Here is a 12574-nt window from a genome sequence, read left to right on the forward strand (position 1 = left end):
TCAGCGCTTCTCGTACTGTGTCTTGCCAAAAAGGATCTCGCGCGCCTTGTCATCGGTGATCGGGCGGCGCAGGTCGGCCAGCACTTTCACGCCGCGCTGCACGGCGGGGCGCGCGGCGATGCCGTCGAACCAGGCCTTCAGGTGCGGGTAGTCGGTGAGGGTGATGCCCTGGTTTTCCCAGCTGCGCAGCCACGGGAAGATGGCGATGTCGGCAATCGAATAGCTCGTGCCGGCGATGAACTTGTGCTTGGACAGCTGCCGGTCGATCACGCCGTACAGGCGCCGGGCCTCGTTGGTGTAGCGGTCGACGGCATAGGCGATCTTCTCGGGCGCGTAGATGCGGAAGTGGTGCGCCTGGCCGAGCATCGGACCGACGCCGCCCATCTGGAACATGAGCCACTGCAGCACGTCGTAGCGCTCGCGGTCGCCCGTGGGCAGGAACTTGCCGGTCTTGCCCGCGAGGTACACGAGGATGGCGCCCGATTCGAACAGCGAGATCGGCTGGCCGTCCGGTCCGTCGGGATCGGTGATGGCGGGGATCTTGTTGTTCGGGCTGATCTTCAGGAACTCGGGGGCGAACTGGTCGCCGGTGCCGATGTTCACCGGGTGCGCGTGGTACGGCAGGCCGCACTCCTCGAGCATGATGTGAATCTTGTGGCCGTTCGGCGTGGGCCAGGAATAGACCTCGATGGGCGATGCGGGCATGTCGCGGGCTCCGGAGTGAGAGGGTTGTGACGGGAGAACGGCAGCATATACACGCGCATCCGGACGCGTGCGGGTGCGGGCATTGGCCGTTCAGCCGCTGGTCACCCCACCTGCCGCTCGTGCGCGTTGCACCACATCCAATGCTCGCCGGGCTCGATCGACTGGATCACCGGATGCCCTTCGGCCCGCGCATGTTTCGTGGCGTGGCGGTTCTTCGACGAGTCGCAGCAGCCCACATGGCCGCAGTGCACGCACAGGCGCAGGTGCACCCAGCTGTCGCCGGTCTTCAGGCAGTCTTCGCAGCCGCGGGGCGTGTGCGGCTGCGCGAGGTCGGCGGGAACGTGTTCGCAGGCTTGGATGGGCATGGATGTCTCAGGACAAGAAGAAAGATTCAAGCCACGGCCGAGGCCGACGACAGGTGCTGGTGAATGAGCGCCACCACCGCGGCGCCTTCGCCGATCGCGCCGCCCACGCGCTTGACCGAGCCCGAGCGCACATCGCCCACCGCGAACACGCCCGACACGCTCGATTCGAGGGCCGTGGCGGGGCGCGCCGGAAAGCCGCTGCTCGCCGCCGCGCCGGTCAGCACGAAGCCGTGCTTGTCGACCGACACGCCGCAGCCGTCGAGCCATGAGGTCTCGGGCTCCGCGCCGACGAACAGGAAGATGTTGCGTGCGGGGCAGTCGTGCTCCTGGCCCGAGGTGTGGCAGCGCCACGTGGCGCCGGTCAGGCCTTCTTCGGGCGCGCCATGCAGCCGCACGAGCTCGGTGTGCGGTTGCAGCGAGATGTTGGGCGTGGCCTCGATGCGGTCGATGAGGTAGCGCGACATGCTGGCCGCCAGCGACGGCCCGCGCACCAGCACGTTGACCTTGGCCGCATGGCGCGACAGGAACACCGCCGCCTGGCCGGCCGAGTTGCCGCCGCCCACCAGCGCCACTTCCTGCTGCGCGCAGATCTTGGCTTCGATGGCCGAGGCCCAGTACCAGATGCCGCGGCCTTCGAACTCGGCCAAGCGCGGCACGCCGGGGCGGCGGTAGCGCGCGCCGCTCGCGATGACCACCGTGCGCGCGCTGATCGTGCGGCCATCGGTGAGTTTCAGCGCGAGGCTGTCCCGCGCGTTCTCGCGCGAGCAGTCGAGCGCCGCGACCTGCGCCGGGATCAGCATCTCGACGCCGAACTTCTGCGCCTGCACGAACGCGCGGCCCGCCAGGGCCTGCCCCGAGATGCCGGTCGGAAAACCCAGGTAGTTCTCGATGCGCGCGCTGGCGCCGGCCTGTCCGCCGAAGGCACGGCAGTCGAGCACGATCACGCGCAGCCCTTCGGAGGCCGCATACACGGCGGTCGCGAGGCCAGCCGGCCCGGCGCCGACCACGGCCACGTCGTAGAGCTCGTCGCGCGCCGCGGTGTCGACCATGCCGAGGCAGCGCGCAAGGCCTTCGTCGCTCGGGTTGACCAGCACCGAGCCGTCGGGGCAGACAGCCAGTAATTTGTCGGGACCGTATTGGGCGAGCAGGGCGGCGGCATCGGCGTCGGCGGCTGCATCGACCAAGTGATAGGGATGGCCGTTGCGGCGCAGGAAGTTCTCCAGCCGCGCCATTTCGGGCGAGTCGGGCCGCCCGATCAGCACCGGCCCGGCCGCGCCCGATTCGATCAGCGCCACGCGCCGCAGGATCAGCGCGCGGGTGATGCGCTCGCCCAGGTCGGCCTCGGCCACCAGCAGCGCGCGCAGGCGGTCCGGCGGCACGACCAGCGCCTCGACTTCTTCGTCGGCATGCCCGTCGACCAGGGCAGGGCGCCCGCTCAGCTGGCCGACCTCGGCAAGGAATTCGCCCGGCCCCTGGCGTGCGATCGGCACCACATGGCCGAGGCCGTCGCGCTGCGTGACGGCGACCACGCCCTTGAGCAGCACGAACATGCCGGCGCCGGTCTCGCCGGCGGTGAACAGGCGCTCGCCGCGCGCAAAGCGCTGCACGCTGCCGAAGCTGGCGATGCGTGCCATCTCGGCGTCACTGAGGACGGGGAAAGTCTGGTGCAGGCGGCTGTTGGCGCCTGGTGCGTCGGTGGCCATGGGGTCGAACTCCGTGTCGCGAATGCCCCGCATTAGACGCCGAAGCGGCGCCAAAGCGACGCTGACGCGCGATGTAACAACGTCATGTGTCTGCCACGCCGCTGACATGCCGGTTTCATTGCGCGTGTCCAGACTCGGTCAGCAGAAAGGGATTTCCCATGAAAGAACTGCCGAACCCGACGTTTCCGCTCTCGCAGCTCGGACTGCGCGCAGCCTTGTGGCCCGCACCCGCGGCCGGAACCCCCGCCGTTGCCGCCGCTGCCGCCACCGTCGCCGCACTGGCCACCCGCACGGCGGTGCCCGAGGCGCCGCTGGCCGTCATCGTGCCGCCGGTCGTCGAAGCCAAGCCGGGCATCACGGTGAGCTGGGCGCGTCATCTGGATGACGTGCGCGCCGCGCAACGCCTGCGTCACGACGTGTTCGTCGGCGAGATGGGCGCGCGCCTGACCACGCCGCTGGCCGGCCACGACATCGATCTGTTCGACGACTTCTGCGAACACCTGCTGGTGCGCGACGAACTCACCGGCCAGGTCATCGGCACCTACCGCGTGCTGACCCCCGCGCAGGCGCGCCGCGTCGGCAGCACCTACAGCGACACCGAATTCGACCTGACCCGCCTGCGCGACCTGCGCGAGCGCATGGTCGAGCTGGGCCGGAGCTGCGTGCACGCCGAACACCGCCAGGGCGGCGTGATCCTCGCGCTGTGGGGCGCGCTGGCCGGCTTCATGCACCGCAACAAGCTCGACACCATGATCGGTTGCGCGAGCATCCCGATGTCGCACAACGGCGTGACCAGCGGCGACGCGGCGGCCAGCATCTGGCGCCAGCTCTCGGCCAGCCACCTCGCGCCCATTCAATACCAGGTGCAGCCGCGCCTGCCGCTGCCGGTCGAACGGCTCGACAGCGCGCTCGACGTGGAACCGCCTGCGCTCATCAAGGGTTACCTGCGCCTGGGCGCCAAGGTGCTCGGCGCACCGGCCTGGGACCCCGACTTCAACACCGCCGACCTGCCGATGCTGATGCGCATCGACGACCTGCCGGCGCGCTACCGCAAGCACTTCCTCGGCGCATGAAGCCGGCGGCCATCCGGCCCGACGCCGGGCCGCACGCTGCTTCGCTGTCGCCGAATGTGTCAGGTTCGCTCTCTGTGGGACAGGGTGCGTCACGCGAATGTCATGGAACTGTCACGGACGAAGTTGACACTGTCATATTTCAGCCGTCGTGTTCTCCCGTGCCGCTTGCTCCAGAATCCGTGCCCATGCCCTCCCTCTCCGCTGACCCGTCGCGTGCCGGCGAAGCGCCTTCGTTCGCGTTGCTGGACCGCGACCACAGCATCCTCTCGTTCAACGAGCGCGTGCTCGACTGGGCCCACCGGCCCGAAGTGCCGCTGATCGAACGGCTGCGCTACCTGTGCATCGTGTCGTCGAACCTCGACGAGTTCTTCGAAGTCCGTGCCGCGCCGCACCTGAGCGCGGGCAGCGCCGGTGATCGCAAGGGCACCTACACGGTCGAGTCTTTCGAACGCCTGTCCGAAGCGGCCCATGCGCTCGTGGCGCGCCAGTACGCGCTGTACAACGACGAGCTGATGCCGACCTTTGCCACACACGGCATCCATATCGTGTCGCACGGCGAACGCAACCCGGCCCAGCGCAAGTGGGTCAGCGAGTATTTCGAGCGCGAAGTGCGCCCGCTGCTGATCCCCGTGGGGCTCGACCCGGCGCACCCGTTCCCGCAGGTGGCGAACAAGTCGCTGAACTTCATCGTGCGCCTGGGCGGCAAGGACGCCTTCGGCCGCGAGAACCCGATCCAGATCGTCAAGCTGCCGCGCGTGCTGCCGCGCCTGATCAAGATGCCGGCCAAGGTGTCGGACGGCAAGACGCTGTTCGTGGCGCTGTCGAGCGTGGTGCGCGCGCACCTGGCCAGCATGTTCCCGGGCCGCGAGGTGGGCGACTTCTCGCAGTTCCGCGTCACGCGCCACTCCGACCTCGCGGTCGACGAGGAAGACGTCAAGAACCTGCGCACCGCGCTGCGCCAGGGCCTGCAGCACCGCCACTACGGCCAGGCCGTGCGGCTGGAGGTGTCGGCCAGCTGCGCCGAATCGCTCGCGAGCTTCCTGCTGGCGCAGTTCAACCTGCCGCCGCAGGCGCTGTACCGCGTGCACGGCCCAGTGAACCTGGCGCGGCTCACGCAGCTCATCGACCTGATCGGCGAGCCGCAGCTGCGCTTTCCTCCGTACGCGCCGTCGTTCCCCGTCACGCTGTCGCCCGCCCAGTCGTTCTTCGAGCGGCTGCAGCGCGGCGACGTGCTGATCCACCAGCCCTTCGAGAGCTTCGACGGCGTGCTCGCGTTCCTGCGCGAGTCGGTGCTCGACCCGCAGGTGCTGGCGATCAAGCAGACCATCTACCGCACCGGCGCCGACTCCGAGCTCATGGACCTGCTGCGCGAAGCCGTGCGCCGCGGCAAGGAAGTGACGGTGGTGGTCGAGCTGAAGGCGCGCTTCGACGAAGAGGCCAACATCAACTGGGCCGAGATGCTCGAGTCGATCGGCGCGCAGGTGGTGTACGGCGTGGTGGGCCTGAAGACCCACGCCAAGATGCTGCTGGTGACGCGCCGCGAGGGCAAGCAGCTGCGCCGCTACGGCCACCTGTCCACCGGCAACTACAACCCGCGCACGGCGCGGCTGTACACCGACATCAGCCACCTCACGGCCGACCCGGCGCTCACGGCCGACATGGAGGCCGTGTTCGTGCACATGGCCAGCCAGAGCCGCCTGCCCAAGCTCAACCGCATGTGGCTCGCGCCCTTCGACCTGCACAAGAACCTGGTCGCGCGCATCGATGCGCTCGGACAGGCCGCCGCCAGCGGCGAGCCCACGCGCATCGTCGCCAAGATGAACGCGTTGACCGACGAGGAGATCATCGGCGCGCTCATCCGCGCGGGGCAGAAGGGCGTGAAGATCGACCTCATCGTGCGCGGCGCCTGCACGCTGCCGGCGCAGGTGCCGGGGCTCACCGACAACGTGCGCGTGCGCTCGGTGATCGGGCGTTTCCTCGAGCATTCGCGGGTGTTCTATTTCCGCCATGGCGAAGACGAGTCGCTGTACCTGTCGAGCGCCGACTGGATGAACCGCAACATGATGCGGCGCATCGAGCTGGCCTGGCCCGTGACCGACCCCAACCTGCGCCAGCGCCTCATCGACGAGTGCCTGGTGGCTTACCTGCACGATGGGCGCGACGCCTGGGACCTGGGCGGCGACGGCATCTACCGGCGTGTCGACCATGACACGCACCCCGGCGAGGCGGGTGCGTCCCCCGCGATCGAAGCGCATGGCGCCCAGGCCGCCTTGATGGGCCGCTATGCATCACGAGGAAACCACCGTGATGCGTCCGGCAATTGAAATTGAAGAAGAAGTTCGAAAGACGATGAGCATGGACTTGATCTTCTGGCGTCACGCCGAAGCCGAGGACTGGACCGAAGGGTGTGACGACATGCAGCGCTCGCTCACCCCGCGCGGCGAAAAGCAAGCCAAGCGCATGGCCACCTGGCTCGACCGGCAGCTGCCCGACGGCACGCGCATCGTGTGCAGCCCGGCGCGCCGCTGCGAGCAGACCGCGCTCGCGCTGGGCCGCAAGTACAAGCTGCGCTCCGAGCTGTCGCCCGACACCACCCCCGACGCACTGCTGGCCGCCACGGGCTGGCCCAACGGCAAGTCGGTGGTGCTGGTGATCGGTCACCAGCCCTCGCTGGGCCAGGCCATCTCGATGCTGCTCGGCCTGAAGCAGGACAGCTGCCCGGTGCGCAAGGGCTCGCTGTGGTGGATCCGCACCCGCGAGCGCGACGGCGACGTGCAGACCGTCGTGGTGACGGTGCAGGCGCCCGAGCTTCTCTAGCTGCTACAGCGGTCCTCCGCTGCGAATACCCCTGCCTGGCGCTTGCGGACAGGCGCTTTGTCACGGTTGCGGGCAGAGCTGGCAGGGCGCTTGTCTCCCGGAAAAAGGGGCGAAGCACTCATGCGCGCGCGCGGCGCAATTTCTACAGTGTGACTCCACGGCAGCGTGCTTTTGACGCCGATGCGGGAAAGAAGCGGTGCCGGTCGACCACATCACTGGGGAAGACGCATGAAACCGCTCAACACACTGCCAGGAAGCTTCATGAACATGCTGCGTGCAGACGCGGACGTGCGGTTGAAGGCGCTGTTTTTTCTGCTTGTTGCCGCAGCCCTGCTGTCGGGGTGCGCGACGAACACCGCCGCGCCTGTGGCGCCGACCCGTCACGATGTCGCCCGGTCGATCGAGAAGGTCGAGCTCATCTACAACCAGGAAGACCAACTGATCGTCACGGATGGCGGCGGGTCGGGGCTGACGGGCTTCGCAGGGTTTCTGGGACCCCTCGCTGCACTGGTGGCCATCTCCGTCGATACCAACAGCCGACTGACGATGGCCGCCCGGACCGACCAGCGCAGCAAGGAGTTCACGGCCGCAGTGAAGAACAGCGGAGTGACCATGGGGCTGAACAGGCAGTTCGCGGAGCGACTGGCGGCGCGCCTGCGGGACAGTGGCCGCGAGGTGAAGCTGACGCCTTTCTTCCGCGCGACCGGAGAGCACGCGCAGATGCAGGTGCAGGAACTCCAGCCGACGCCCGGCTACAGCACACTGATCTTGCGGATCACGACGTCCTATGGCGCGGCCGATGCGACGTCGAGCTTCAAGCCGTACGTCTGGGTGGAGCAGTTGCTCAGGGACGAGAAGCAGTCCGTCGTGGGCCAGACGTTGCAGGTCGCCGACGTGAGCGAGCCGACCTATCTCCTGTACGACGGCCTGCTCAAGGACACCGCAGGCGCTCGCGAAGGGTTGAAGCGCGGGCTCGACCAGATCGTGCAGCCGGCCTATGTCAGCCTGTTCGGGGAAGACGAGCCGCGCAAGGCCGGCGCTGCGGCAGTCACGCAGACGGCCGGCATCGACACGAAGTGAAACGGCTCAGGCGCCGCTGAGTTCCACGCGCCAGTTGCCGGTCTTTTGCCAGGCCAGCACTTCCTCGCGCAGGAGGTGCGCCGACTGCGGGTACATCTCGGCCCAGTCGGGCGCGCAGGCGATCGTGAAGGCCCTGGCACCGAGTGCCGCGAGGTTCAGCGCCTGCGGCTCGGGGTCGCGGCGCGCGTGGCACAGGATCACCGCCAGGCGCAGCGCCAGAAGCTGCATCACGAAGGTCTCGTCGTCCAGCGAGGCTTCGAGCTTGCGCAGCTTGCCGCGCTGGCCCAGCACCAGCTGGCCGAGGGCATGCAGTTCGTTCACCGCGAAGCCCGGCGCGTCGGTGTTGTCGAGGATGTAGGCGCCGTGCTTGTGGTAGTCGCTGTGCGAGACCAGCGCGCCGATCTCGTGCAACTGCGCGGCCCAGCCGAGCTTGCGCAATGCGCGGCCGGCGCGGCTCGAGGTGCTGCCGCCGCGCGCGGCGGGAGCCAGCTGCACGAACAGCGCGGCGGCGGTGTCGCTCACGCGCTTGGCCTGGGCCGGATCGACCGCGAAGCGGGTGGCGAGCCGGGTCACCGTGGCGCTGCGCATGTCGGCCACGCTCTCGTCGCGTTCGAGCAACTCGTAGAGCACGCCGTGGCGCAGGGCGCCCTGGGCGACCTTCATTTCCTGGATGTCGAGCAGGTCGAACACCGCGCGCAGCACGCTCAGGCCGCCGCCGATCACGGCCTTGCGGTCTTCGCGCATGCCGTCGATGCGCAGCTTGTCGATGCTGCCGGCCTTGAGCAGGCGGTCGAGCAGCCAGTCGAGGCCCTCGCGCGTGACGAGGCCAGCCTCGCCGCCGGCGGCAGCGAGCACGTCGCCCACCGCGCCGATGGTGCCGGAGGCGCCGTAGGCGACGTCCCACTGGTCGCGCGTGTAGCTGGAGAGCGCGTCGTCCAGCACGGCCTTGGCCGCGACTTCGGCGGCGCGGAAGGCGGGGGCGGTGAACTGGCCTTCGCCGAAATGCTTCATCGACCAGGCGACGCTGCCCACGCGGTACGACTCCATGCGCTCGGCCTCGAGGGCGTGGCCGATGATCATTTCGGTGGAGCGCCCGCCGATGTCGATGACGAGGCGGCGTTCCTGGTCGGAGGCGTCGGTGTGCGGCAGGTGGTGTGCCACGCCCTGGTAGATCAGGCGGGCTTCTTCCCGGCCGGGGATCACGTCGATGCCGAAGCCCAGGATGGTGCGCGCGCGCAACAGGAACTCTTCGCGGTTGCGCGCTTCGCGCAAGGTCTGCGTGGCCACGGCGCGCACCTGCGAGCGCTTGAAGCCGGCCAGCCGCTCGCCGAAGCGGGCGAGGGCGTCCCAGCCGCGCTGCATGGCTTCGGTCGTGAGGTTGCGGGCGCTGTCCAGGCCATTGCCCTGGCGCACGGTTTCCTTGAGGTACTCGGTGCGGTGGATCTGTCCGTGGTCGACCTGGCCGATTTCCAGCCTGAAGCTGTTCGAGCCGAGATCGACCGCTGCGAGGCGGGTGCCGTTTTGCATGTTGTAGTGAAGAGGGCGGTTCTCTGATCGTAGCGCCGTGACAGCAGGCGCCGCCTCCCAAGTCACGTCACGGCGAGGGCTGGAGGTTAGGCGGGGTGAATGACGGTTGTGTGACAGCGTCACACACAGCAGGGGTGGCGCAGCGGCATTTTCCCTCGACAGAAGGGGTGTCACATCGATGTCACAAAAGCTTTTTAGAGTCCGTTCGAGCCCCCAAAGGGACTACTTCTTACTTCTCAAGGAAGCTTTATGAAAACGACGTTCAAATTTGCAACCGCCGGCCTCGTGACCGCGCTGTTCTCCATTTCCGCCTTCGCACAAGACGTGACCGGCGCCGGCGCCAGCTTCCCCGCACCGCTGTACGCCAAGTGGGCTTCCGATTTCAACAAGGCCACCGGCGTCAAGATCAACTACCAGTCGGTCGGCTCGGGTGCCGGCCTGAAGCAGATCGAAGCCAAGACCGTCGATTTCGGCGCTTCGGACGCTCCCCTGAAGGACGACGAACTGCAAGCCAAGGGCCTGATGCAGTTCCCCACCGTCATCGGCGGCGTGATCCCCGTGGTGAACATCCCCGGCATCAAGCCGGGCGAGCTGAAGCTCAACGGCCAGGTGCTGGGCGACATCTACCTGGGCAAGATCACCAAGTGGAACGACCCCGCCATCAAGGCTCTGAACGCGTCGCTGGCCCTGCCTGACGCCGCCATCGCCCCGGTTCGCCGCGCCGACGGTTCGGGCACCAGCTTCCTGTTCACCAACTACCTGAGCAAGGTCAACGCCGAGTGGAAGAGCAAGGTCGGCGAAGGCACGGCCGTGAACTGGCCCACCGGCGCGGGTGGCAAGGGCAACGAAGGCGTCGCCGCTTTCGTGAACCGCCTGCCCAACTCGATCGGCTACGTCGAGTACGCCTACGTCAAGCAGAACAAGATGACCTACGCGCAGCTGCAGAACGCAGCGGGCACGTTCGTCTCGCCCGACGACAGCGCCTTCAAGGCCGCTGCCGCCGGTGCCGACTGGAACAAGAGCTTCTACCAGGTGCTGACCAACCAGGCCGGCAAGGATTCGTGGCCCATCACCGGCGCCACCTTCATCCTGATGCACAAGGTGCAGGACAAGCCCGCCAGCGCCACCACCGTGCTGAAGTTCTTCGACTGGGCCTACAAGGGCGGCGACAAGACGGCCGACGAGCTGGACTACGTGCCGATGCCCGACGCCGTGAAGGCCACCATTGCCAAGGCATGGGGTGAAGTGAAGGACGCATCGGGCAAGCCGGTCGCGTTCAAGTAAGAAGCAACCCTTCATCCACCCTCCAGGACGGCGCGCCCATGAGCAACTCTTCGCTCCAGGACGCGCCGCTTTCGTCTTTGCCGGAGCGACCCGTGTCATCCACCTTCCCCGCTGCTGCCGCCTCCCTCGACCTCGCGGCCGAGCGCGCGCGCACCTCCGCCGCTCCTCCGCCGCCCGTCAAGGCGGCCCGTTCCGGCCCCATGGCCGACCGCCTCTTCGGCTGGGCCGCCAAGGGCGCCGCGCTGCTGACGCTCGCGATGCTGATCGGCATCCTGCTGTCGCTGGTTGCCGGCGCCTGGCCCGCCATTTCGAAGTACGGCCTCGGCTTCCTCACGAGCAGCGTGTGGGACCCGGTGAAGGACGAGTACGGCGGCCTGGTGATGATCTACGGCACGCTGGCCACCTCGTTCATCGCGCTGGTGATCGCCGTGCCGGTGAGCTTCGGCATCGCGCTGTTCCTGACCGAACTCTCGCCCAACTGGCTCAAGCGCCCGCTGGGCACCGCCATCGAGCTGCTGGCTGCCGTGCCGTCCATCGTGTACGGCATGTGGGGCCTGCTGGTCTTCGGCCCCATTCTTTCCACCTGGGTGCAGCAGCCGCTGCAAAAGCTGCTGGCTGGCGTGCCGTACCTCGGTGCCCTGGTGTCCGGCCCGCCCGTGGGCATCGGCATCCTGTCGGCCGGCATCATCCTGGCGATCATGATCATTCCGTTCATCGCCTCGGTGATGCGCGACGTGTTCGAAGTGACGCCCGCGCTGCTCAAGGAGTCGGCCTACGGCCTGGGCTCCACCACCTGGGAAGTCGTCTCCAAGGTCGTGCTGCCCTACACCAAGGCCGGCGTGATCGGCGGCATCATGCTCGGCCTCGGCCGCGCACTGGGCGAGACCATGGCCGTCACCTTCGTGATCGGCAACATGAACCAGCTCAACTCCCTGTCGGTGTTCGAGGCTGCCAACAGCATCACCTCGGCACTGGCCAATGAATTCGCCGAAGCTGGCGCGGGCCTGCACCAGGCCGCGCTGATGTACCTCGGCCTCGTGCTGTTCTTCATCACCTTCGTCGTGCTGTCGCTCTCGAAGATGCTGCTGGCCCAGATGAAGAAGAGCGAAGGAACCAAGTCGTGAGCACCGCGCAAAACCTGATCAACGCCAAGACCCTGGCAGAGACGCGCCAGGCGAAGTTCGCCGCGCGCAACCGCGTCAACAAGATCGCCCTCACGCTGTCGCTCGCCGCGATGGCGTTCGGCGTGTTCTGGCTCGTGTGGATCCTCTGGGAAACGCTGCGCCAGGGCGTGGGCGGCCTGGCGCTGGCCACCTTCACCGAGATGACGCCGCCGCCGAACGAGGCGGGCGGCATCGCCAACGCCATCTTCGGTTCGTTCGTGATGGTGATGCTGGCGACCTTCGTGGGCACGCCCATCGGCATCATGGCCGGCATCTACCTGGCCGAGTACAACCCCAAGGGCCTGCTGGCCTCGATCACGCGCTTCGTCAACGACATCCTGCTGTCGGCGCCCTCGATCGTGATCGGGCTGTTCGTCTACGCCGTGGTGGTGGCCTACTTCAAGACCTTCTCGGGCCTGGCCGGCGCGCTGTCGCTGGCGCTCATCGTGATTCCGGTGGTGATCCGCACCACCGAGAACATGCTGCAGCTGGTGCCGCCGGGCCTGCGTGAAGCGGCCTACGCACTGGGCACGCCGAAGTGGAAGGTCATCCTGAGCATCACGCTGCGCGCCGCGCGCGCGGGTGTGGTCACGGGCGTGCTGCTGGCCGTGGCCCGCATCGCCGGCGAAACCGCGCCGCTGCTCTTCACCGCGCTGAACAACCAGTTCTGGACCGCCGACGTGAGCCAGCCGATGGCCAGCCTGCCGGTCACGATCTTCAAGTTCGCCATGAGCCCGTACGAGAACTGGCAACAACTGGCCTGGGCCGGCGTGTTCCTGATCACCGTCGCCGTGCTTGCCCTCAACATCCTGGCGCGCGTGCTGACGCGCAACAAACACTAAATCAAGAAGGCGCCA

11 protein-coding genes are annotated in these 12574 nt (G+C 67.8%); 7 read left to right on the forward strand and 4 right to left on the reverse strand.

From position 1 onward, the window contains the following. The 3 genes from AC07YS_RS03210 to AC07YS_RS03220 all read right to left on the reverse strand — a co-directional run bounded on the left by AC07YS_RS03210 (position 1) and on the right by AC07YS_RS03220 (position 2773). A complete protein-coding gene (locus AC07YS_RS03210; RefSeq protein WP_095745562.1) occupies positions 1-705 on the reverse strand; it encodes a glutathione binding-like protein in 705 nt (234 codons plus the stop codon). Between the two features lie 101 nt (positions 706-806). Further along, on the reverse strand, positions 807-1070 hold the full coding sequence (locus AC07YS_RS03215; RefSeq protein ID WP_495267470.1) for a UBP-type zinc finger domain-containing protein: 264 nt from the start codon (positions 1068-1070) through the stop codon (positions 807-809). Between the two features lie 26 nt (positions 1071-1096). Next, positions 1097-2773 (reverse strand): FAD-dependent oxidoreductase, encoded by a 1677-nt coding sequence (locus AC07YS_RS03220; RefSeq protein WP_495267471.1) that lies wholly within the window; start codon positions 2771-2773, stop codon positions 1097-1099. 158 nt (positions 2774-2931) lie between these two features. On the opposite strand from AC07YS_RS03220, the gene AC07YS_RS03225 reads away from it, so the two are divergent. From AC07YS_RS03225 to AC07YS_RS03240, 4 genes are all read left to right on the forward strand, one after another. Next, complete coding sequence (locus AC07YS_RS03225) at positions 2932-3846, forward strand: GNAT family N-acetyltransferase (protein WP_062473152.1); 915 nt, start codon at positions 2932-2934, stop codon at positions 3844-3846. Then, a complete protein-coding gene (gene ppk1 / locus AC07YS_RS03230) occupies positions 3843-6170 on the forward strand; it encodes a polyphosphate kinase 1 (protein WP_493192110.1) in 2328 nt (775 codons plus the stop codon). The genes AC07YS_RS03225 and ppk1 overlap by 4 nt, the downstream gene beginning before the upstream one ends. A gap of 31 nt (positions 6171-6201) precedes the next feature. Continuing rightward, entirely contained in the window at positions 6202-6663 is a 462-nt protein-coding gene (locus AC07YS_RS03235; RefSeq protein ID WP_062473174.1) for a SixA phosphatase family protein, read from the forward strand. Between the two features lie 228 nt (positions 6664-6891). Next, positions 6892-7743: a hypothetical protein gene (locus AC07YS_RS03240; RefSeq protein ID WP_495267472.1), complete on the forward strand. Its 852-nt coding sequence runs from the start codon at positions 6892-6894 to the stop codon at positions 7741-7743. A 6-nt stretch (positions 7744-7749) separates the two neighbouring features. Here AC07YS_RS03240 and AC07YS_RS03245 read toward each other — a convergent pair whose 3' ends face one another. Continuing rightward, positions 7750-9270 (reverse strand): Ppx/GppA phosphatase family protein, encoded by a 1521-nt coding sequence (locus AC07YS_RS03245; RefSeq protein WP_307635620.1) that lies wholly within the window; start codon positions 9268-9270, stop codon positions 7750-7752. Between the two features lie 249 nt (positions 9271-9519). Between AC07YS_RS03245 and pstS the strand changes: the two genes are divergently transcribed. Genes pstS through pstA form a run of 3 tightly spaced genes read left to right on the forward strand, consistent with a single transcriptional unit; the run spans position 9520 to position 12559 of the window. Beyond that, on the forward strand, positions 9520-10554 hold the full coding sequence (gene pstS / locus AC07YS_RS03250; protein WP_062473144.1) for a phosphate ABC transporter substrate-binding protein PstS: 1035 nt from the start codon (positions 9520-9522) through the stop codon (positions 10552-10554). Positions 10555-10592: 38 nt separating this feature from the next. Then, entirely contained in the window at positions 10593-11678 is a 1086-nt protein-coding gene (pstC, locus tag AC07YS_RS03255; RefSeq protein ID WP_095745556.1) for a phosphate ABC transporter permease subunit PstC, read from the forward strand. Beyond that, positions 11675-12559, forward strand: a complete 885-nt coding sequence (pstA, locus tag AC07YS_RS03260) for a phosphate ABC transporter permease PstA (RefSeq protein WP_095950235.1) — start codon at positions 11675-11677, stop codon at positions 12557-12559. Before pstC ends, pstA begins: the two co-directional genes overlap by 4 nt. The last annotated feature ends 15 nt before the right edge of the window (positions 12560-12574 follow it).

This window comes from Variovorax sp. GW458-11-26-14-LB1 (assembly GCF_059423965.1).